This is a genomic window from Sphingomonas sp. PP-CE-1A-559 (assembly GCF_004340965.1).
Classification (GTDB): domain Bacteria; phylum Pseudomonadota; class Alphaproteobacteria; order Sphingomonadales; family Sphingomonadaceae; genus Sphingomonas.
This window is the reverse complement of record NZ_SLYA01000003.1, coordinates 102,355-122,629: the sequence shown is the minus strand read 5'-3', so window position 1 is coordinate 122,629 and position 20,275 is coordinate 102,355. Positions and strand designations below refer to the sequence as shown.

Genomic DNA, 20,275 nt, shown 5'->3' with positions numbered 1-20,275 from the left:
GCGTCAATGGGAGTTGTAGGCAGCAATAATCATCAAACTCTACACCCGCTCCACGGTATGCACCGCATCCGCCGCGCGCAGCCCCGCCATCAGCCGCATCAACTGCTGCACGTCGTGCACCTCGACGTCGATCTCGTTCGTGTGGAAGCTCTTGTCGCGCGTATCGAGCCGCAGGTTGATGATGTTCGCCTTGTGCCCGCCGATGATCGTCGAGACGATGCCGAGCGAACCCGGCTCGTTCTTCACCATCACCGATATGCGTGCGACCGCACCCTCGGTTTCGTCGCCCCAGGCCACGTCGACCCAGTCGGTCTCGTTTTCCGATCGCTCGGCGAGTTCGGCGAGGACCTTGCAGTCGATCGCGTGGACCTCGATCCCCGCATCGGGCCGGCGCAACCCGACGATGCGATCGCCCGGTACCGGATGGCAGCACGTTGCCAAATCGTAGGCGACGCCGGGGGTGAGGCCCTTGATCGAGATCGCGCTCGATTGCGGGGCAAGCGCATGCGTCACGTCCGCGCCCGCCGAGCCGGGCATCAGCGCCTCCATCACCGCGGCATCGGACAGCGTCCGTCGCGCGATTGCCACCATCAGCGACGAATCGTCGGGCAGCTTCAGCCGCTTCAGCGCGTGGCTGAGCGCGTCGGTGCCGATCTGCGCGGGCAGGCGGGTGACGATATCCTCGTACAGGGTTTGGCCGAGCGCGATCTGCTCGACGCGCTCCTTCTGACGCAGGTGCCGGCGGATCGCGGCGAGCGCCTTGCCAGTGGTCGCGACGTTAAGCCATTGCGGCTGCGGCGACTGGCCCTTCGAGCGCAGGATCTGCACTTGGTCGCCATTCTCGATCACCGTCGACAGCGGCACGACGCGGCCATTGACCTTCGCGCCGACCGCCTGGTCGCCGAGATCGGTGTGCACCGCGTACGCAAAATCGATCGAGGTCGCGCCCTTGGGCAGCTGGATCAGCTCGCCCTTCGGCGTGAACGCGAAGATGCGATCGGTGTACATCGCCATCCGCGTGTGTTCGAGCAGCTCTTCCGGACTCTCGGCGGTGTCGAGGATCTCGACGAGGTCGCGAATCCAGCTGACCTGCCGGTCGCTGCCGTTGATCTGCTGCTTGTAGGCCCAATGCGCCGCCAGCCCGAATTCGGCCTGTGCGTGCATGTCGGCGGTGCGGATCTGGATCTCGATCCGCGCGCTGTCGGCGTGGATCACCGAGGTATGCAGCGAGCGATAGCCGTTGCGCTTGGGCGTCGAGATGTAATCCTTGAACCGGCCCGGCACCATCGGCCAGCGCTGGTGGATGATCCCGAGCACCCGGTAGCAATCCTCCTCGGTCGGCACGATCGCGCGGAACGCCATGACGTCGGAGAGCTGTTCGAAGCTGATGTGGCGTTCGGACATCTTTCGGAAGATCGAATAGGGATGCTTCTCGCGCCCCGAGATCTCCGCCTCGACCCCGGCGCGCGACAGCACCAGCTTCAGGCCGGAGGCGATCTTGGCGATGCGGTCGCCGTCGCCCTGCTTGAGCTGTTCGAGGCGGCGGTTGATCGATTCGGAGGCTTCGGGCTCGAGCTGTTCGAACGCCAGCGACTGCATCTCGCGCATGAACTCGTACATGCCGATCCGCTCGGCGAGCGGCGCGTAGATGTCCATCGTCTCCTTGGCGATGCGACGGCGCTTCTCGGGCTTGGCGATGTGGTGCAGCGTCCGCATGTTGTGCAGGCGGTCGGCGAGCTTCACCAGCAGCACGCGGATGTCGTCGGACATCGCGAGGAGGAATTTGCGCAAATTCTCGGCAGCGCGTTCGTTCTCGGTCTGCGCTTCGATCTTGCTGAGCTTCGTCACGCCGTCGACCAGACGCGCGACCGAGGCGCCGAATAGTCGCTCGATCTCCTCGGGCGTGGCGACCGTGTCCTCGATCGTGTCGTGGAGGATCGCGGTGGCGATCGTCTCGGCATCGAGATGGAGGTCGGTCAGGATTCCGGCCACCTCGATCGGGTGGCTGAAATACGGGTCGCCGGACGCGCGCTTCTGGCTCCCATGCGCCTGCATGGAGAAGACATAGGCGCGGTTCAGCATCGCCTCGTCGGCGTCGGGATCGTAGTCGAGGACGCGATCGACCAGTTCATATTGGCGCAGCACGGACCGTAGATGGGGCCGGGCCGCGCCCTTTTGCAACAAAATCCTCGTTATTTCGCGTGGTTGTTGCACGCGGCCAGCGCTTCGGCGTCATAGGCCTTGCCCGCGACCGTGAAACTGGCGAGCGGCCCGACGCGCTTGGCGACCGCGGCGCAGAGGATCACGTCGCGCTGGGGCGCCTTGCTGGAGACGAATGCCGCATTCTCCCAGCGCCACGGCGTGCCGTTGGTGATCAGCCGGGTGGAAGTGGGCGCGGCGGTAGGGACGGCTACATAATAATTGATGGGGGTCTGGGCCGATGCCGGTGTCGCGACCAGTGCGGCGAACCCCGTCGTCAGGGCGGGAACGGCGGTCAGAAGGGCGCGGGTGATGACGGACATCGGTAGACTCCTAAAAGGTTTCTAATCGAGACCTATTCCGATTAGTTTCGAGTTGCAACTTAAATCGGAGGAGCATTTCGCTTCGGCTCTTTATGCGGTACCGTTGCTGTCCAATAAGGAAGACGCCGTGGGAAAATTGCGCGAACCCTTGCTCGAATGCAGCCTGCCCGCCGCGCTGGAGGCGATGGGCGAGCGCTGGTCGTTCCTCATTCTGCGCGCGTCGTTCAACGGCCTGCATCATTTCGAGGAGTTCCAGTCGGAACTGGGGATTGCGCGCAATATCCTGGCGAACCGGCTGGCGCGGCTGGTCGAGCATGGGATCCTGGAGCGGCAGCCTATCCCGGAGGATCGACGGAAGATCGCCTACGGGCTGACCGACAAGGGCTTCGCGCTGCTGCCGACGATGATCGCGCTCCGGCAATGGGGCGAGCGATGGGAGACGTGCGTGCCGGCGTTTCCGATCCTGGTGGACGAACGCGATCGGCGGCCGTTGCAGCCGGTGTCGGTGCGGTCGCATGACGGGCGCGTGCTGGGGAAGGGGGACTTGATCTGGGCGCTGCCTGGGGAAGTTGCCGGGGATGGGGTGGAGGCTGAGGCGGCGGAGTAAAGTCCCGTCATGCCGGGCTCGTTCCGGCATCCACCTGTCCGCAGACCAGCGACTTGAGAGGATGCAGCAACGTGGACCCCGGAACAAGTCCGGGGTGACGGATCAGGTCGTTAGCCCCGCCCGTACTTCCTTGTTCTCCCGCGAAGGCGGGAGCCCAGTCTGGACCCCCGCCTTCGCGGGGGAACATGCTTTCTTCGTGCTATTGGGTCGGTAGCGCTTCCAGCACCGTACGGATCACGTCCGGCAGCGGGACTGGGCGACCGGTCTCTAGGTCGACGTGCACGCTGACCATGGTGATGACGGTGTGCAGATCCCCCGTCTCCGCATGCGCGAGCTCGAACCGCTTCGTCAGGCTGGTCGTGCCAAGCTTGTCGATCCGGACGAATGCCTCGATCGTATCGCCGAGACGGAACGGCTTTAGGTAGTCGATCTCGGTCCGACGCACGTTGAACTCGGTGGTCGGCCAGACATCCGGCAGCGCCTCCGCGATCCCGGTCCATTCCCAGAATTCGGTAACCGCGACGTCGGCATATTCGAGATAGCGCGAGTTGAAGACGATGCGCTGGCCGTCGATCTCGGCATAGCGCACGCGGAACCTGGTCGAGAAGGCGAAGCCCGGCCTCACGTCAGAAAATCAGCTTCACGCCGACCAGCGCCAGCACGGTCGCGAGCACCGGGACCAGCACGCGGTCCGAGACGCGCGTCGCGATCAGACTGCCGATGATGATGCCGGGGATCGAGCCGATCAGCAGCGACACGAGCAGGTCGACGTCGACCGAGCCGAGAATCCAGTGGCCGATCCCGCCGAGCAGAGTCAGCGGCACCGCGTGAGCGATGTCGGAGCCGACCAGCCGGTTGATCGGCAGCGTCGGGTACAGGATCAGCAGCGCAGTCATGCCCAGCGCGCCGGCGCCGACCGAGGTCAGCGAGACGAGCACGCCGAGGACCGCGCCGAGCAGGATCGTGAGCATCGCCTGGCGCTCGCCGCCGACCGTGCCGATGCGCGGGGTCAGCCACGCGACGATCTTACCGCGGAAGAAGGTCGCGACTGCCGAGAGGATGAGCGTCACGCCGAGCACGACGGTGATCGCGTGGCCGGTGTCGGACGATTTCTCGCCAAGATGGTTGAGCACGAGCAACGTCGCGATCGCCGCGGGGACGCTGCCGGTCGCGAGCCGGCGCACGACCTGCCAATCGACCGTGCCGCGCCAGCCGTGGACCGTCGTGCCGACCGTCTTAGTCGCCGAGGCATAGAGCAGGTCGGTGCCGACCGCGGTGGCGGGGTGAAAGCCGAAGACGAGCACCAGAAGCGGCGTCATCAGCGACCCGCCACCGACACCCGTCAGCCCGACGATGAGGCCGACGAGCACGCCGGCCACCGAATATAACGGATTGATATCCACGCTGGCGAAGGTCAGCCAGCGCCACGCGCGGGCGTGTTGACGCCCATCGACTGAAGATATTTCTTCACGTTGCGCGCCGCCTGGCGGAGCCGCTGTTCGTTCTCGACCATCGCGATCCTCACATAGCCCTCGCCGTTTTCGCCGTAGCCAACCCCTGGGGCCACCGCGACGTGCGCGTGAGTCAGCAATTGTTTGGTGAACTCAAGGCTACCTAAGTGCGCGAGCGCGGGTGGCAGTGGTGCCCATGCGAACATGCTCGCGCGGGGGCTCGGGATATCCCAGCCGGCCCGGCCGAAGCTCTCGACCAGCACGTCGCGACGCTTGTGATAGAGCTGGCGGTTGCGCTCGACGATGTCCTGCGGGCCGTTGAGCGCGGCGCAGGCGGCGGCCTGGATCGGCGTGAACGCGCCGTAATCGAGGTACGACTTCACGCGCGTCATCGCCGCGATCAGCGTCTTGTTGCCGACCCCGAAGCCCATCCGCCAACCGGCCATCGAATAGGTCTTGCTGAGCGAGGTGAACTCGATCGCGACGTCCTTCGCGCCCGGCACTTGGAGGATCGAGGGGGTCGGCTTGCCGTCGAAATACAGCTCCGAATAAGCGAGGTCGGAGATCACCCACAGCTTGTGCTTCTTCGCAAACGCAACGACGCGCTCGTAGAAGGCGAGGTCGACGACCTCGGCGGTCGGGTTCGATGGATAGCCCATGACCAGCACCGACGGCGCGGGGACAGTGAACGCCATCGCGCGCTCGAGGCTTTCGAAATACGCTTCGTCGGGCGTGGTCGGCACCGCGCGGATCGTCGCGCCGGCGATGATGAAGCCGAAGGTGTGGATCGGATAGGACGGGTTGGGCGCGAGCACGACGTCGCCGGGCGCGGTGATCGCGGTGGCCAGGCTGGCGAGGCCTTCCTTCGAGCCCATCGTAACGACGACCTCGGTCTCAGGATCGACGTCGACGCCGAAGCGGCGGCGGTAATAGTTCGCCTGCGCTTTCCTCAGGCCGGGGATGCCCTTCGACTGCGAATAGCCGTGCGCGCTAGGCTTGCGCGCGACTTCGACGAGCTTCTCGATGACGTGCTCGGGGGGCGGCAGGTCGGGGTTGCCCATGCCGAGATCGATGATGTCCTCCCCGCCCGCGCGCGCCGCCGCCCGCATCGCGTTCACTTCGGCGATGACATAGGGTGGCAAGCGTTTGATGCGGTAGAAGTCTTCGGACATGATCAGCCTCTAGCTGGAGGAGCGGGTGCTGTACCGCAGGTGAGCGGGGGCGTCATCCGCCTCATTCGTCAAGGGGGGCGAAAGCTGGGGTATTCAGTCTATCCTCGCCCGCCAGGGGGAGGTGGCACCGAAGGTGACGGAGGGGGCGGTAAGGGCAACCGCTGTTCCGTGTCCTCCCCCTCCGTCTGGCAGGGGCCAGCCACCTCCCCCTAGCGGGGGAGGATTGTCGAGTTTCCTGCGACCACCAATCGTCGACGTGACCATGCTTCCGCCGAGCCGGCGTCTGCGTTAAGCTCCCGAAAAAGCAGAGGATGCCATGGCCGATACTCCTCCCGACGCCTCCACGCCGACCCTCCCCGATCTCCAGCATTGGACGTGGGTGATGGGGCGTGCGCAGCAGATGATGGTGGAGCAGGGGCTCGCCGCGATGCAGGCCAAGCCCGAGAGGATTCCTGCGATTCCGGGCTTTACCGACCCCGCCACGCTGGAGCGCGCGCGCGATTTCTGGACCGAGAGCCTGACGCTGTGGCAGCGGTTTCTCGATCCGGCCAAGGCACCCGAGGCCGCGCCGGTGACCGACAAGCGCTTCAAGGCGCCGCAGTGGCGTGAGCCGGTGTTCGACCTGATCCGGCAGAGTTACGAACTGATCGGCGACCACATGCTGCGCGGCGTCGAGGCGGTCGACGGGCTCGACCCCAAGCAGAAGGAACAGCTGCGGTTCGCGACCAAGGGGTTCGTCGATGCGATGAGCCCGACCAATTTCGCGCTGACCAACCCGCAGGTGATCGAGAAGACGATCGAGACGCGGGGTGAGAATCTGCTGAAGGGTCTGCAGAATATGATGGCGGATCTTGCCCGCGGGCAGGTGACGCATACGCCGGACGGCGCGTTCGAACTCGGCCGCAACCTGGCGATGACGCCGGGCAAGGTGGTGAAACGTACGCCGCTCTACGAGCTGATCCAGTACAGTCCGACCACCGAGAGCGTGCTGGCGACGCCGCTCGTCATCTTTCCGCCGTGGATCAACCGGTTCTACATCCTCGACCTGACCCCGGAGAAGAGCTTCATTCGCTGGGCCGTGGAGCAGGGCATCACCGTGTTCATGGTGTCGTGGAAGTCGGCCGATGCGAGCATGAAGGACGTGGTCTGGGACGACTATGTCGGGGCGCAGGTCGAGGCGATCGATACGGTTCGCGCCGTGCTCGACGTTCCGGCGGTGCATACGATCGGCTATTGCGTGGCGGGGACGACGCTGGCCGCGACGCTCGCGTTGCTGGCGGCGCGTGACGAGGCGGCGAAAGTGGCCAGCGCGACGTTCTTCACCGCGCAGGTCGATTTCGCGCAGGCGGGCGAGTTGCAGCATTTCATCGATGACGAGCAGTTGAAGATGGTCGCGTCGCTGTCGCCCGAGGGGTTCCTCGACGGGCGCTACATGGCGACGACGTTCAACCTGCTACGCGGGCGCGACCTGATCTGGAACTACGTCACGCAGAATTACCTGCTGGGGCAGGATTACGTGCCGTTCGACCTGCTCCACTGGAACGGCGATACGACCAACCTGCCGGCGAAATGGCATCTGAGCTATCTGACCGACCTGTATCGCGACAATCTGCTGGTGACGGGGACGATGACGGTGGACGGTACGCCGATCGACCTGACCAAGGTCTCCACGCCGAGCTATGTCCAGGCGGGGCGCGAGGATCATATCGCGCCGGCCGAAAGCGTCTGGAAACTCACGCACTTGTTCGGCGGGCCGCTGAAGTTCGTGCTGGCAGGGTCGGGGCATATCGCGGGCGTGGTCAACCCGCCGGCTGCCGGGAAGTATCAATACTGGACCAATCCGGGGGCGCACTCGACGCTTGAGGACTTCGTTGCCGGCGCGACCGAGACGAAGGGTAGCTGGTGGCCGGACTGGGTCGAATGGTTGCGCGCGCTGGGTGCCGAGACGGTGGCCGCGGACGGTGCGCGGCTGCCGGGAGGGGGGGCTCTGAAGGCGCTCGGCCAGGCACCCGGCGAGTATGTGAAAAGCCGATAGCGCTACCTTACGTTCCCGTCATGGTGCAGTGCACAATTTTATTGTGCGGCGCGAGAATTGGTGTATGAAGACCGCGACATAACTCCGAAGAGAGGTGCGTGGATGGTGGATATCGTGAAACGGACGGCCAAGGCCGGTTCGAAGCCTGCCGCCATCGCGAAGGCTCCTCGGACCGTCGCCAAGCCGGCGAAACCGGCATTCGAGCCGATCGCCAAGACGCCGGCACCTCAACCTCTCGCGGCTGCTTTTGTATCGCCGCACACGGACATTCCCGCCCCGATTCAGGCCGTTGCGCCAACGGGGATCCCTGCCAGCGAAACAAAGGACGCCATAATGGACACGATCCAGAGCATCACCGAGAAGACCAAGGCCCTCTTCAGCGGCGCGAACACTGCCGAATTCAACGAGCAGGCCAAGGGCGCGATGGAGAAGTCGGCGAAGATGGCGGAAGATTTCGTCGCATTCGGCAAGGGCAACGTCGAGGCGCTCGTCGAGTCGTCGAAGATCGCCGCGAAGAACGTCGAGGCGCTCGGCCAGGAAGCTGCCGACTACGCCAAGACCTCGTTCGAGAGCGCGACCGAAGCCGCCAAGACGCTCGCCGCCGCCAAGTCGCCAACCGAGTTCATGAAGCTCCAGGGCGATTATGCGCGCACCGCGTTCGACACGATGATCGCCGAGGGCTCGCGCTCGACCGAGCGGATGCTGAAGATGTTCGGCGAGTTCGCACAGCCGATCTCGAACCGCGTTGCGGTCGCGACCGACAAGATGAAGATCTCGGCCTAAGTCGACAGCGCGCCACCTTCGGGCAGTGCGTTACGAAAGGGGCGGCCGTCACGCGACGGTCGCCCCTTTTGCGTTTGCGGTTTTCGCGCGACGTGTGCCGGCGCCCCCTTGCCCTTGCCCCCCGGCATGCCATATTTTGGCAGCATGCTTTTGACCCCTGAAATGACGACTCCCCAGCGGACGGGCGAGCAGATGGCCGAGCGCCGCGACGATAATGGCGAGGACGGCCATGATGGCACCGGGGGCGGTACCGGCGCCGGCATCGCGACCAAGACGCGCGCGAAGACCAAACAGCCGACGCCGTACCGCGTGCTGATGCTCAACGACGACTATACGCCGATGGAATTCGTCGTGCTGTGTCTCCAGCGCTTCTTCCGCATGGACATGGAGGCCGCGACTCGCGTGATGCTGCATGTTCACCAGAAGGGCGTCGGGGTGTGTGGTACGTTCAGCTACGAGGTGGCGGAGACCAAGGTGTCGCAGGTGATGGATTTCGCCAAGCAGAACCAGCACCCGCTACAGTGCACGCTGGAGAAGGCTTGACCTGATCTCTCCTACCCTCTGACGGGGTAGGATCGAGGTTCACCGCGCTGGCGGCAACCAGCGCAGGTCGAGCCCTTCGAAGCGGTCGATGTAGTTCGCCGCCTGCGCCAGTTGCACCTCGTTGAGCAGCGTGACGCGGCCCATCTCGCGGCGGATCAGGCCGTCCTCTTCGAGCTGGCGCAGCATGCGGTTGACGTGGACCGCCGTGAGGCCGGTGGCGTCGCCGATCTCCTCCTGCGTCAGACCGAGCGTGAAGCTGTTGCCCATAGCGCGATCGCGCATCCGGAGGCGGTTACGCATCTCAAGTAGCAACGCCGCGATCCGCGCCTTAGCCGAGGTCCGGCCGAGCGCGGCGAGCCGGTCGGTCAGCGCGACCTTCTCCATCTGGTTCATGACCATGATGAGCGCCGACAGCCGTGGATGATCGGTGACCAGCCCGGTCATCGCCGAGCGATCGAATGAGCACACCGTGCAGTCGGTCAGCGCGACCACCGTCTCGGGCGAATCGCGGTAGACCAGCGCGGAGACCGCCAGCATGTCGCCGGCATAGAGAAAGCGGAGAATCTGGCGGCTGCCGTCGTCGAGCAGCACATAACTCATCGCCATGCCGCGCTGCAGGATGAAGAGTTCGGCCTGCGGATCATTCTCGCGCACGAGGACGGCACCGCGACGCAAGTCTCGCGGGCGCTCCTCCAACCGCGCTAACGCAGCCTTCTCGTTCATCGACAGGTCGATGAGATCGCCGACGCGGTCGGCGAAGCAGCTGTCCGGCACTCTGTAATGGTCCCCAATGTTCGAGAACCACAGAGCAAAGCTAGGATTTCCGCGCATTAAAGTCGATCAAGCGGGGTGTGTTAGCGCTTCGGATGGCGCGCCCGGTCCCGACGCGGGACTCGACCCCCGGCCAGCATCCGCCTGTCGCCCGATCGATGCGCGGCCCTTGCGCAGAACGCCAGCCGCGATAGACACCCGGGATGGACCGTATTCTCATTCGCGGCGGCAATCGCCTGTCCGGGCGCTTGCCCATCTCCGGCGCGAAGAACGCCGCGCTCACGCTGATGCCGTGCGCGTTGCTGACCGAAGAGCCGCTGACGCTGCGCAACCTGCCGCGGCTGGCGGATGTCGACGGCTTCGGCCACCTGCTCAACCAACTGGGCGCGTCGACTGCGATCCAGGGCACGCGACCCGAGGATTTCGGTCGCGTCATGACGATCCGCGCGGGCAATCTGACCTCGACCGAGGCGCCGTACGACATCGTCCGGAAGATGCGTGCATCGATCCTGGTGCTCGGGCCGCTGCTTGGGCGCGGTGGCGAGGCGACGGTGTCGCTGCCGGGCGGCTGTGCGATCGGCAATCGCCCGATCGACCTCCACCTGCGCGCACTTGAGGCGATCGGTGCCGAGCTCGAGATGGCGGCGGGTTATGTGAAGGCGATCGCGCCGGGCGGACGTCTGCCGGGCGGACGTTATCGCTTCCCGATCGTGTCGGTCGGCGCGACCGAGAACGTGGTGATGGCGGCGGTGCTGGCCAAGGGAACGTCGGTGATCGAGAACGCCGCGCGCGAGCCGGAGATCGTCGACCTGTGCAACTGCCTAGTCGCGATGGGCGCGTCGATCGACGGGATCGGCACCGAGACGCTGACGATCGAAGGCCGCGATCGGCTGCACGGCGCGACCTATGCGGTGATGCCCGACCGGATCGAGGCGGGCAGCTATGCGTGCGCGGCGGCGATCACCGGCGGCGACCTGGAGCTGGTCGGCGTGTCGATCCCGGATATGGGCGCGACGATCGATGCCCTGGTGGAGGCGGGCGTGTCGGTGACGCCGACCAAGGAGGGCGTGCGCGTGGCCTCGGACGGCGGGCTGCAACCCCTGACCCTCTCGACCGCGCCGTACCCCGGGTTCGCGACCGACATGCAGGCCCAATTTATGGCAATGCTTTGTATGGCCGACGGCGCCAGCATGCTGACCGAGACGATCTTCGAGAACCGCTACATGCACGTACCCGAACTGGCACGAATGGGCGCGGACATTCAGGTCCATGGCCGTACCGCGATGGTCCGCGGCGTCGACAAGCTGGTCGGGGCGCAGGTTATGGCGACCGACCTGCGGGCTTCGATGAGCTTGATCTTGGCGGGGTTGGCGGCGGACGGCGAGACGTCTGTGGGCCGGGTGTATCATCTCGATCGCGGGTATGAGCGGCTTGAGGAGAAGCTGAGCGCGGTGGGCGCTGATATCGAGCGCGCTAGCGACGGGTGAGGCGGGGTAGCCCTCTCCCCTCCGGGGAGAGGGTTGGGTGAGGGGCAGCCAAGGCAATGCTGCGCCTGGAACTGCCCCTCACCCCGACCTTCTCCCCGGAGGGGAGAGGGAGTAGGATGCTAGGCATTTTGCGGTGGCATCCTTGTACCTCGCGGACGCTGCGGGGTTGGGTCTGAGCAGCGCTACCTGCCCAGTTCCCCCGCGAAGGTGGGGGCCCAGGATCAAGCAAGACTGTCCTTGGCGATCCGGTAGACACCTTACTTAGCGCCGCCGGCAAAGCCGCCGTCGGACGGGTTCGGCTAGCCAACCCGCCGGCCGTGCCGGGCGCTGCCCGCTTCGCTTTGCTCGCGGTCAACGGCGCGAGCGTTGCCGCGCCTACGCCCGTCAGTACATGTGCTGCCCGCCATTGATGCTCAACGTCGAGCCGGTGACGAATCCGCCCTCCTCCGAACACAGGAACGCCACCCCACGCGCGATCTCGGTCGCCTGACCCAGCCGCCCGACCGGGATCTTCGCCACGATCTTCTCCAGCACGTCGGCCGGCACTGCCGCCACCATGTCCGTATCGATATACCCTGGCGCGATCGCGTTGACCGTCACGCCGGCGCGCGCGCCTTCTTGGGCGAGGGCTTTTGTGAACCCGTGGATGCCGGACTTGGCCGCAGCATAGTTCACCTGGCCGTACTGCCCGGCCTGGCCGTTGATCGAGCCGATGTTGACGATCCGCCCCCATTTGCGCGTGCGCATGCCGGGGAACACCGCCTTGGCCATGTTGAAACAACCGCCAAGATTGGTGTCCATCACCTCTTTCCAATCCTGGTACGTCATCTTCAGGATCGTGCCGTCGCGGGTGATGCCGGCGTTGTTCACGACGATGTCGACGTCGCCCAGATCGGCGGCGACCTGCGCACAACCGGCCTGGCACGCGTCGTAATCGGCGACGTCCCACTTGTACGCCTTGATCCCGGTGCGCTCGGTGAACTCGCGCGCGCGGTCATCGTTGCCGGCATAGGTGGCAGCGACGGTCAGGCCCATGTCCTGCAATGCGAGACTGATCGCTTCGCCGATTCCGCGCGTACCACCGGTTACAATTGCGACGCGTGCCATCAGTCTCTCTCCTCAGTGTTTTGCCGAAGGCTAGCCAGCCCGCACCCATCCTTCAAGCTCGCGCGACAAAATGCTGCGCAACATTTCCACGCCGACGGGGCTGTCGTTGAGGCAGGGGAGATAGGCGAAGTGCGTGCCGCCGGCTTCCTCGAAGCTCTCGCGACCGCGGATCGACAGTTCTTCCAGCGTCTCCAGGCAATCGGCGGAGAAGCCCGGCGCGAAGATCGCCACTTTGGTCTTGCCCGCCTTGGCGAGCGCGACGAGCGTCTCGTCGGTTGCCGGCCCCAGCCACTTCTGCGGCCCGAACCGCGACTGGAACGCGATCGTCAGCTCGCGCCCCATCCGCTCGCCGAGCAACCGCGCGGTCTTCTGGCAGTGGCAGTGATACGGATCGCCCTGCTGCAACGTCCGCTTCGGCATGCCGTGGAAGCTGGCGACGATCGCATCGGGCGTGAAATCGAGCGCGGAGAGCCCCTCTTCGAGCGAGTCCTTCAGCGCGTCGATATAGAGCGTGTCGTCATAGTAAGGCGGCAACGTGCGGATCGCCGGCTGCCACCGAAGCCCGGCGAGATGCTTGAACGCCTTGTCGTTCGCGGTCGCGGTCGTTGCTGCGCAATATTGCGGGTAGAGCGGCGCGAGCAGGATGCGCTCGCAACCCGCCGCCTTCATCGCCGTCAGCCGGTCCGAGATCGACGGATTGCCGTAGCGCATCGCCCAGTCGACCAGCATTTCCGGCCCGAACGAATCCTTCAGCGCGGCTGCCTGCAACCGCGTGATCGCGGCAAGCGGCGAGCCATCCTCGCGCCAGACCTGCGAATAGGCATGCGCGGACTTTTTGGGGCGGGTGTTGAGGATGATGCCGCGGAGGATCGGCTGCCACGCGATCTGCGGGATCTCGACGACACGCGAATCGGACAGGAACTCGCCAAGATAGCGCTTCACCGATTTCGCATCGGGGCCATCGGGCGTGCCGAGGTTCATCAGCAACACGCCGATCTTGGGTTTCGGAATCGGGGGATGATCGGGGGGCAGGGTCATGGCGCTGGTCTTAAAGGCAAATTGCGGATGCGGAAGCCCGTTGACGCATAGAGCGCGTTGGCGATCGCGGGCGCGACCGCGGGGACGCCGAGTTCGCCGACGCCGCCGGGGGCCTCGTCGCTGCGGATGACCTCGACAGTGATGTCGGGCGTGTCGGCGAGGCGGGGCAGGCCGATCGTGTCAAACCCGCGCGCGTCCGCGAGGCCGCGCGTAAAACCGGTCGACGCGCCGAGTGCGGCGGCCATGCCGAAGATCAGCCCGCCCTCGATCTGCTGACGGACGATGTCGGGATTGATCTGCGCACCGCAATCGACCGCGGCGACGAGCCGGTCGACCACCGGGCGCTGGTCTGCGCCGATGTGCGCCTCCGCCATGACGGCGATGTAGCTGCCGCGGAAGGCGTGGGCGGCGATGCCCTGGCCACTGCCGGCGACGCCGCCGTCCCAGCCGCCGAGCGCCGCCGCGGTCGAGAGACAGCGTGCGAGTCGCGGTTCGCCGCCGAGCATGGCGATGCGGAACGACATCGGTTCGGACTGAGCAGTGCGCGCGAGTTCGTCGAGGAAGCATTCGGTGAAGAACGCGGTGTAGCCGTGTGCGCCGCCGCGGAGGTGGCCGGTCGGGATGCCGATCTCGGCGGGATGATGCTCGATCGCATAGGCTGGAATGCGATAGACGGGCGCCGCGCCCGCGACGGCGTAGCGGTCGCCTTTGACGCCGATCAGCGCCGCTTCGGTTGCGAGGCCCGGCATCATCCGGCGTGCCATCTCGGCGCCGGTCGAGGGGGCTGCGATGTTGGCCGACCAGCCCATGATGGCGCCGTTGGGGGCGAGCCGCGCGGCCATCGTCGCGACGGCGGGTGGGCGGTAGTGATCGTGGAGCGAATCCTCGCCGCGCGACCAGACGAGGCTGACCGGGCGTCTCAGCTTTACCGCCAGCACCGCCGCTTGTTCGGCGACGTCGTGTTCGAGGGCTGCGCCGAACGATCCGCCGATCAGCATCGGATGGATGACGACGGCGTCTTCGCTGAGGTCCGCCGCACGTGCCGCTGCCGATCGTGCGAGCCCCGGCGCTTGCGTTGCGAGCCAGAGTTCGAGGCGGCCGTTGGAGAAGGAGGCTGTCGCGCTGCGGGTCTCGATCGCTGCGTGCAGGCCGAGGCCGGCGCGGTAGGTCGCGGTGACGAGCCTGGCACCCTGGAACGTCGTGGCGACATCTCCCGCGGAGGCCATCTGCGTGCCGGGACGGGCTAGCGCGACGTCGAGTGCTGCGTCGATCGACCTGGTATCGGGGAGGGGCGCGTCGTTCTCGAATCGCGGGGCGAGGGCGTCGAGCGCCTTTTGTGCGGCCCACCCTGTTGTCGCGATGGCTGCGACCCAGCGCGGGTTCTCGACCACCGACAGCACTCCGCGGATGCGGTCGGCGGCGGCACGGTCGACCTTTGTCAGGCGACCGCCGACCGGGCCTTGGCGGATTGCGGCGTGGACCATGTCGGCGAGGCGGACGTCGCCCGCGAAATTGGCCAAGCCGTCGACTTTCGAGGGTGTGTCGAGGCGGGGGGCCGACTTGCCGACCAGCTTGCCGGCACCCTGGATGCCGAGCGGGAGGGGATCGGGGAGGGTGAACTTGGCGGCCTCCTCGGCGAGTTCGGCGAAGCGGATGCGCTTGGTTTGGTAGGTGCAGAAGCCGGCGTCGACGTTGACTTGGGTCCAGTCGGCATCCCAGCGTTTGGCCGCCGCCATGCAGAGCAGCGCGCGGGCGCCTGCGCCGGCCTCGCGACAGGCTTGCTCGAACATCCGGATTGAACTCGATCCGCCGGTCAGCATCGGTGGTCGCGGGGTGCCGGCTGGGAGGCGGTCGAACAGGCCTTCGAACAGGTCGTGCACGCCGATTGGGTTGGCGTAGAGCGGGTTGAGGGGGGCGGGCTCGACGCCGACGGTGCGCCAGTCCGCGCCGAGTTCGTCCGCGACGATCTGGGGGAGGGTGGTGTAGACGCCCTGACCGTGCTCGACTTGCGGGACGGCGACGGTGACATGGCCGTCGGTGCCGATCTTGAGCCACGCGCCGAACGGGGTTTCGCCGGGGTTGGCGACGAGGTTGGGGGCGTAGGTTCGTGGCCAGAGGCTCCAGGCGACGGCGAGCCCGATCCCTGCGCCGCCGCCGACGAGTATGCTGCGCCTGTTGATCATGAGGTGGCTCTAATCCTTCTCCCCCACGGGGAGAAGGTGGCGCGAAGCGGCGGATGAGGGGGAGTGGGTCTTCGGGCCTGCGCCGGGAGTCCCACTCCCCCTCTCCCTTCCGTCGCCAAGTGGCTCCTCCCTCCCTCTCCCCGGAGGGGCGAGGGATATTAGGCCAGCGCTCTATACTTGGCCTTGAGCGTGACCTTGTCGATCTTCTCCGTCCCCAGTCTTGGCAGCGGCTCTTCCGAAATCCAGATCCGCTGCGGTATCTTGAACGCGGCGATGTGCTGGTGGAGGAACGCGGTCAGGTCGTCGGAGGTCAGCGTTTCGCCGTCCTGTGGGACGACCACTGCGCCGGGGACCTCGCCGAACCGCTCGTCCGCCAGCCCGAACACGGCGGCTTCCGCGACCGCTGAGTGTTCGTACAGCGCCGCCTCGACTTCCTGGCACGAGATGTTCTCGCCGCCACGGATGATGATGTCCTTCTTGCGATCGACGATGAACAGATAGCCGTCCTCGTCGAGGTAGCCGATGTCGCCGGTGCGGAAATAGCCGTCCGACGTGAACGCGGCGGCGGTCGCGTCGGGGCGGTTCCAGTATTCCTTGAAGTTGCAGATCGAGCGGATGCAGACCTCTCCGCGCTGGCCCTGGTCGACCGAGTGGCCGGCATCGTCGAGGATGGCGAGGTCGACCAAAGGTGCGCCGGGCCGGCCGGCGGAATTGGGCTTGGCGAGGTAATTGCCGCGCCAGTTGCCGGTGCCGACCGCGTTGGTCTCGGTCAGGCCGTAGCCGATCAGCGGCGCGCTGCCGCCCATCTCCTCGTCGATGCGGCGGACGTGATCGACCGGGCGGGGTGCGCCCCCCGCGGCGAAATCGGTGACGGTCGAGAGGTCGTAGTTCGCGCGGTCCGGATGGTTGAGGATCTCGAAGCTCATCAGCGGCACGCCGACGAAATAGGTGACGCCCTCCGCCTCGATCAGCCGCATCGCCTCGCCTGCATCCCATTTCGGCATCAGCACGAGTTTCCGGCCCATTGCGAAGCTCTGGAGGAACACCGGCACCTCCCCGGTGATGTGGAACAGCGGGATCGTCAGCAGCGTGACCGGCTGGCCGACCGGCGGATTGCCTTGCGCGGTGGCGATCCCGACCATCATCATCGCCTGGCCGAGATAGTTGAAGATGCCTTGGACGACCGCACGGTGTTCGGAGAGCGCGCCCTTCGACTGGCCGGTCGATCCGCTCGTGAACAGGATCGTCGCATGATCCTCTGGCCCGAGCAGCGGCAGGTCGGCGGTGTGATCGTCCTTTGCCAACACGGCGCCGAGCGCAGCGTCGAGCGGTCGCGAATCGTCGATCTCGACGTCTGGCGCGCGCAAAGCCGAAATCTGCGCGAGGCGCTTCACGCGCGGTGGATCGGCGAACACGAGGGCGCAATCGACCTCGCCGATCGCGGTCTCGAGTTCCTCCGACTGCCACCAGCCGTTGAGCAACGTCGCGACGCCGCCGGCCATGATGATGCCCATGTAGAGGACGATCCACGAGGGCGAATTGCGCATCGCGATCCCGACCCGGTCGCCCTTGGCGATGCCGTAGCCGCCGACAAGGGCGCGGGCGGTGCGCTCGGCGGCGGCGTAGACCTCGCCGAAGGTCAGCCGTTCGGCGCCCGAGACGAGGAAGACGGCGTCGCGGTGTTCGCTCGCGTAGTGCGCGAAATAGTAGCTGAGCGCGGGCGGGGCGGCGGCGATCGTCGGCAGCGTGACGCCGAACCGCTCGACCGATCCGAGCGCGAGCATCCCGTCGGGCGCGGTCAGCGCGGCCATCGTCGAATCCATAGCTAGGTCTAGCTCGGTCCGCATATCGCTCTCCTACTTGGTCTTATCGTTATCGGCCTTTATGCAGGGGCGAACGCGTGGGGAAAAGCCTTTGATCCTGTCGACCATCACCGCCGCTGCGGGCGCCGTAGCGCCTGCCGTCGGCAGTCACATCCGCTTCGAGGATCTGGGGCTGCACCCCGACGTCTTCTCGATCGGGTTCTTCACGCTGCGTTGGTACAGCCTTGCCTATATCGGCGGGATCCTGCTCGGCTGGTGGTATCTGCTGAAGCTGCTCGCCCAGCCCGGCGCACCGATGGCGCGGCGGCATGCCGACGACCTCGTATTCTACGCGACGCTCGGCATCATCCTCGGCGGGCGGCTCGGTTATGTGATCTTCTACGCACCCGAGATGTTCCTGCATCCGCTGCGTATCTTCCGGCTGTGGGACGGCGGCATGTCGTTCCACGGCGGGGTGATCGGCACGTCGATCGGGCTGATCCTGTTTGCGCGGAAGCACCAGCTCAACTGGTTGCGCGTGCACGATTATATCGCGTGCTGCGTACCGTTCGGACTGTTCTTCGGGCGGCTGGCGAACTTCGTCAACGGCGAGCTGTGGGGCAAGCCGACCGACGTCGCGTGGGGGATCATCTTCGAGCGCACCGTGCCGTTCGGCATGGTCGAGCCGGCGCGGCATCCGAGCCAGCTGTACGAGGCGGGGCTGGAGGGCGTCCTCCTGTTCGCGCTGCTCTGGTTCGCGTTCTGGAAGACCAAGGCGCGGTACGATCCGGGCAAGCTCGTCGGGTTGTTCGTGCTGGGGTACGGGGTCGCGCGGTTTACCGTCGAGTTCTTCCGCGAGCCGGATTCGCAGCTGCGGGCGTTTGCCGAACATACCGGGCTGCATATGGGGCAGTGGCTGTGCGTGCCGATGATCGTCGGTGGCGCGTATCTGGTGGCGACGTCGGCGAAGCGGCGCGTGCGGGTGGAGTCGATCGCGGGGACGGCGAGCGTCGCGTAACTCCTCTCCGGCTTGCGGGAGGGGTTGGGGGAGGGCATGGCCGCAAACGTCATGGCCAACGATAATCCAGCCCCTCCCCTAACCCCTCCCGCAAGCGGAAGGGGGATAGACACTGCCCTCCCAGAACGCCTCGCCCGCGCGATTGCGCTCGCGGGTCCTATCCCCGTCGCGCAGTATATGGCGGCGGCGAACGCACGCTATTATGCGACGCGCGACCCGTTGGGGGCGGGGGGCGACTTCACCACCGCGCCCGAGATCAGCCAGATGTTCGGCGAGCTTGTCGGGCTGTGGTGTGCGGATCTTTGGGACCGCGCTGGTCGCCCCGACGTGGCGTGGGTCGAGCTCGGGCCGGGTCGCGGGACGCTGGCCGCCGATGCCGCGCGGGCGATGGCGAAGGCCGGGCTCCAATCGCCGGTACATTTCGTCGAGACCAGCCCGGCGTTGAGAAAAGCTCAAGCCGAGCGTGTGCCCGCTGCGACGTGGCACGACGCGGTCGATACGCTGCCGACCGATCGGCCGCTGATCGTCGTCGCCAACGAGTTCTTCGATGCGCTGCCGATCCGGCAGTTGGTGAAGCGCGAGCAGTGGCACGAACGCCTGGTCGCGGCACAGGACCTGCTGTTCCTGCCGATCGCAGGGAAGCCGCTCCCGGATGCGGTGATCCCAGAGCCGTTTCGCGATGCGCCCGCAGGCTCGATCCTGGAAACCTCGCCTGCTGCCGTGAGCATCGTCCGCGGCCTCGCCGAGCGGATCGCCACGCAGGGCGGCGCGCTGATCGCGATCGACTATGGTTATGAGGGGCCGGCACTCGGCGATACGTTGCAGGCGGTGCGCGGGCATGCCTTCGCCAATCCGTTCGAGGCGCCCGGCGAACACGACCTGACCGCGCATGTCGACTTCACCACGCTTGCAGCCGCCGCGCAGGCCGAGGGCGCGGTCGCGTGGGGGCCGGTGACGCAGCGCGACCTGCTCGGTGCGCTCGGGATCGATTCGCGGACGTCGGCGCTCGCCAAGGCTTCGCCTGCGCGGGCGGAAGCATTGGCGGCGGATCGGAGGAGGTTGATGGACGACATGGGTACGCTTTTCAAAGCGCTGGCGATCACCGCGCCGACTTGGCCGACCCCGGCGGCGTTTGCATGATCGCCTATCGTGATGCCGTGCCCGCTGATGGCGCCGAGCTCGCCGCGATGGCGAAGCGGTCTTTCACCGATACGTTCGGTACGCTGTATCGGCCCGAAGATCTTGCGGCGTTTCTGGAGCAAACGTTCGGGGAGAAGGGGTTGCCGGCGCAGCTGTCCGACCCTGCCTTCACGGTGCGCGTCGCGGTGGACGGGGCGGGTGAGATCGTCGGATTTGCGAAGATCGGCCCGGTGGCGTTTCCTGGCGATTGGCCTGCGACGGCGATCGAACTTCACCAGCTTTATGTGCGCGGAGACCAGCATGGTGCGGGCGTCGGCCCGGCGTTGATGGACTGGGCGATCGATGTCGCGCGGGCTGAGGGACGGACGGAGATTATCCTTAGCGTGTATGTGGATAACCACCGGGCGCATCGGTTCTACCAGCGTTACGGCTTTGTCGAGATCGGTCGGTATGTGTTCATGGTTGGCGAGCAGCCGGACGATGACCGGATCATGCGGCTTGTGCTGTGATCGGCGGCGCTGCCAGCATCGCGCGGAACGGTACTACCCCGGCGGAGGCCGGGGCCCAATTGCAAAGGTCGCAGTAACGATGCGCAGTCCCCTGTCAGCAATGTCCC

The 20,275-nt window shown here is 66.2% G+C and carries 18 protein-coding genes; 8 read left to right on the top strand and 10 right to left on the bottom strand.

Annotated elements, in window-relative coordinates; translation table 11 throughout:
* Positions 1 to 39 precede the first annotated feature (39 nt).
* Both C8J42_RS10825 and C8J42_RS10820 read right to left on the bottom strand, forming a co-directional pair.
* The gene (locus C8J42_RS10825; RefSeq protein WP_133020078.1) at positions 40 to 2,145 is read right to left on the bottom strand and encodes a bifunctional (p)ppGpp synthetase/guanosine-3',5'-bis(diphosphate) 3'-pyrophosphohydrolase; all 2,106 of its coding nucleotides are present in this window, start codon (positions 2,143 to 2,145) and stop codon (positions 40 to 42) included.
* A gap of 47 nt (positions 2,146 to 2,192) precedes the next feature.
* Positions 2,193 to 2,522, bottom strand: a complete 330-nt coding sequence (locus tag C8J42_RS10820; protein WP_120301494.1) for a hypothetical protein — start codon at positions 2,520 to 2,522, stop codon at positions 2,193 to 2,195.
* A 184-nt stretch (positions 2,523 to 2,706) separates the two neighbouring features.
* Between C8J42_RS10820 and C8J42_RS10815 the strand changes: the two genes are divergently transcribed.
* The gene (locus C8J42_RS10815; protein ID WP_093399023.1) at positions 2,707 to 3,129 is read left to right on the top strand and encodes a helix-turn-helix domain-containing protein; all 423 of its coding nucleotides are present in this window, start codon (positions 2,707 to 2,709) and stop codon (positions 3,127 to 3,129) included.
* A 199-nt stretch (positions 3,130 to 3,328) separates the two neighbouring features.
* Here the strand turns inward: C8J42_RS10815 and C8J42_RS10810 are convergent, their stop codons facing one another.
* From C8J42_RS10810 to C8J42_RS10800, 3 genes are read right to left on the bottom strand one after another with little or no spacing between them, the layout of a single operon-like run.
* Positions 3,329 to 3,754 (bottom strand): thioesterase family protein, encoded by a 426-nt coding sequence (locus tag C8J42_RS10810; protein WP_120301495.1) that lies wholly within the window; start codon positions 3,752 to 3,754, stop codon positions 3,329 to 3,331.
* A gap of 1 nt (position 3,755) precedes the next feature.
* Positions 3,756 to 4,532, bottom strand: coding sequence for a sulfite exporter TauE/SafE family protein (locus tag C8J42_RS10805; protein WP_120301496.1), 777 nt, complete (start codon positions 4,530 to 4,532; stop codon positions 3,756 to 3,758).
* An 11-nt stretch (positions 4,533 to 4,543) separates the two neighbouring features.
* Positions 4,544 to 5,752 (bottom strand): LL-diaminopimelate aminotransferase, encoded by a 1,209-nt coding sequence (locus tag C8J42_RS10800; RefSeq protein ID WP_120301497.1) that lies wholly within the window; start codon positions 5,750 to 5,752, stop codon positions 4,544 to 4,546.
* Between the two features lie 316 nt (positions 5,753 to 6,068).
* Here C8J42_RS10800 and phaC point away from each other — a divergent pair, with 316 nt between their 5' ends.
* From phaC to clpS, 3 genes are all read left to right on the top strand, one after another.
* Complete coding sequence (gene phaC, locus C8J42_RS10795; protein WP_133020077.1) at positions 6,069 to 7,787, top strand: class I poly(R)-hydroxyalkanoic acid synthase; 1,719 nt, start codon at positions 6,069 to 6,071, stop codon at positions 7,785 to 7,787.
* A 105-nt stretch (positions 7,788 to 7,892) separates the two neighbouring features.
* The gene (phaP, locus tag C8J42_RS10790) at positions 7,893 to 8,570 is read left to right on the top strand and encodes a phasin family protein (RefSeq protein ID WP_165895277.1); all 678 of its coding nucleotides are present in this window, start codon (positions 7,893 to 7,895) and stop codon (positions 8,568 to 8,570) included.
* A gap of 192 nt (positions 8,571 to 8,762) precedes the next feature.
* Positions 8,763 to 9,113, top strand: coding sequence for an ATP-dependent Clp protease adapter ClpS (gene clpS, locus C8J42_RS10785; protein ID WP_056066412.1), 351 nt, complete (start codon positions 8,763 to 8,765; stop codon positions 9,111 to 9,113).
* A 39-nt stretch (positions 9,114 to 9,152) separates the two neighbouring features.
* On the opposite strand, the gene C8J42_RS10780 is transcribed toward clpS, so the two are convergent.
* The gene (locus tag C8J42_RS10780) at positions 9,153 to 9,836 is read right to left on the bottom strand and encodes a Crp/Fnr family transcriptional regulator (RefSeq protein ID WP_056488277.1); all 684 of its coding nucleotides are present in this window, start codon (positions 9,834 to 9,836) and stop codon (positions 9,153 to 9,155) included.
* A 251-nt stretch (positions 9,837 to 10,087) separates the two neighbouring features.
* Here C8J42_RS10780 and murA point away from each other — a divergent pair, with 251 nt between their 5' ends.
* Positions 10,088 to 11,371, top strand: a complete 1,284-nt coding sequence (gene murA / locus C8J42_RS10775) for a UDP-N-acetylglucosamine 1-carboxyvinyltransferase (RefSeq protein ID WP_133020076.1) — start codon at positions 10,088 to 10,090, stop codon at positions 11,369 to 11,371.
* 384 nt (positions 11,372 to 11,755) lie between these two features.
* On the opposite strand, the gene phbB is transcribed toward murA, so the two are convergent.
* From phbB to C8J42_RS10755, 4 genes are all read right to left on the bottom strand, one after another.
* Positions 11,756 to 12,478: an acetoacetyl-CoA reductase gene (gene phbB / locus C8J42_RS10770; RefSeq protein WP_056066403.1), complete on the bottom strand. Its 723-nt coding sequence runs from the start codon at positions 12,476 to 12,478 to the stop codon at positions 11,756 to 11,758.
* Between the two features lie 30 nt (positions 12,479 to 12,508).
* Entirely contained in the window at positions 12,509 to 13,516 is a 1,008-nt protein-coding gene (gene hemH / locus C8J42_RS10765) for a ferrochelatase (RefSeq protein WP_133020075.1), read from the bottom strand.
* Entirely contained in the window at positions 13,513 to 15,699 is a 2,187-nt protein-coding gene (locus C8J42_RS10760; RefSeq protein WP_133020074.1) for a molybdopterin cofactor-binding domain-containing protein, read from the bottom strand. Before C8J42_RS10760 ends, hemH begins: the two co-directional genes overlap by 4 nt.
* A gap of 158 nt (positions 15,700 to 15,857) precedes the next feature.
* Positions 15,858 to 17,546, bottom strand: coding sequence for a class I adenylate-forming enzyme family protein (locus tag C8J42_RS10755; protein WP_165895475.1), 1,689 nt, complete (start codon positions 17,544 to 17,546; stop codon positions 15,858 to 15,860).
* A 67-nt stretch (positions 17,547 to 17,613) separates the two neighbouring features.
* On the opposite strand from C8J42_RS10755, the gene lgt reads away from it, so the two are divergent.
* The 3 genes from lgt (at position 17,614) to C8J42_RS10740 (ending at position 20,168) form a co-directional block, all read left to right on the top strand.
* Complete coding sequence (gene lgt, locus C8J42_RS10750; protein WP_243644313.1) at positions 17,614 to 18,519, top strand: prolipoprotein diacylglyceryl transferase; 906 nt, start codon at positions 17,614 to 17,616, stop codon at positions 18,517 to 18,519.
* A 177-nt stretch (positions 18,520 to 18,696) separates the two neighbouring features.
* On the top strand, positions 18,697 to 19,659 hold the full coding sequence (locus tag C8J42_RS10745; RefSeq protein WP_243644311.1) for an SAM-dependent methyltransferase: 963 nt from the start codon (positions 18,697 to 18,699) through the stop codon (positions 19,657 to 19,659).
* The gene (locus C8J42_RS10740; protein WP_347812410.1) at positions 19,632 to 20,168 is read left to right on the top strand and encodes a GNAT family N-acetyltransferase; all 537 of its coding nucleotides are present in this window, start codon (positions 19,632 to 19,634) and stop codon (positions 20,166 to 20,168) included. The genes C8J42_RS10745 and C8J42_RS10740 overlap by 28 nt, the downstream gene beginning before the upstream one ends.
* The last annotated feature ends 107 nt before the right edge of the window (positions 20,169 to 20,275 follow it).

What these genes read in the sequence shown, in the direction of transcription:
- C8J42_RS10820 (WP_120301494.1), bottom strand. Translation starts at nt 2,522, where the DNA reads ATGTCCGTCATCACCCGCGCCCTTCTGACCGCCGTTCCCGCCCTGACG.
- C8J42_RS10815 (WP_093399023.1), top strand. Translation starts at nt 2,707, where the DNA reads ATGGGCGAGCGCTGGTCGTTCCTCATTCTGCGCGCGTCGTTCAACGGC.
- C8J42_RS10800 (WP_120301497.1), bottom strand. Translation starts at nt 5,752, where the DNA reads ATGTCCGAAGACTTCTACCGCATCAAACGCTTGCCACCCTATGTCATC.
- phaC (WP_133020077.1), top strand. Translation starts at nt 6,069, where the DNA reads ATGGCCGATACTCCTCCCGACGCCTCCACGCCGACCCTCCCCGATCTC.
- clpS (WP_056066412.1), top strand. Translation starts at nt 8,763, where the DNA reads ATGGCCGAGCGCCGCGACGATAATGGCGAGGACGGCCATGATGGCACC.
- C8J42_RS10780 (WP_056488277.1), bottom strand. Translation starts at nt 9,836, where the DNA reads ATGAACGAGAAGGCTGCGTTAGCGCGGTTGGAGGAGCGCCCGCGAGAC.
- murA (WP_133020076.1), top strand. Translation starts at nt 10,088, where the DNA reads ATGGACCGTATTCTCATTCGCGGCGGCAATCGCCTGTCCGGGCGCTTG.
- phbB (WP_056066403.1), bottom strand. Translation starts at nt 12,478, where the DNA reads ATGGCACGCGTCGCAATTGTAACCGGTGGTACGCGCGGAATCGGCGAA.
- hemH (WP_133020075.1), bottom strand. Translation starts at nt 13,516, where the DNA reads ATGACCCTGCCCCCCGATCATCCCCCGATTCCGAAACCCAAGATCGGC.
- C8J42_RS10760 (WP_133020074.1), bottom strand. Translation starts at nt 15,699, where the DNA reads ATGATCAACAGGCGCAGCATACTCGTCGGCGGCGGCGCAGGGATCGGG.
- C8J42_RS10755 (WP_165895475.1), bottom strand. Translation starts at nt 17,546, where the DNA reads ATGCGGACCGAGCTAGACCTAGCTATGGATTCGACGATGGCCGCGCTG.
- C8J42_RS10745 (WP_243644311.1), top strand. Translation starts at nt 18,697, where the DNA reads ATGGCGGCGGCGAACGCACGCTATTATGCGACGCGCGACCCGTTGGGG.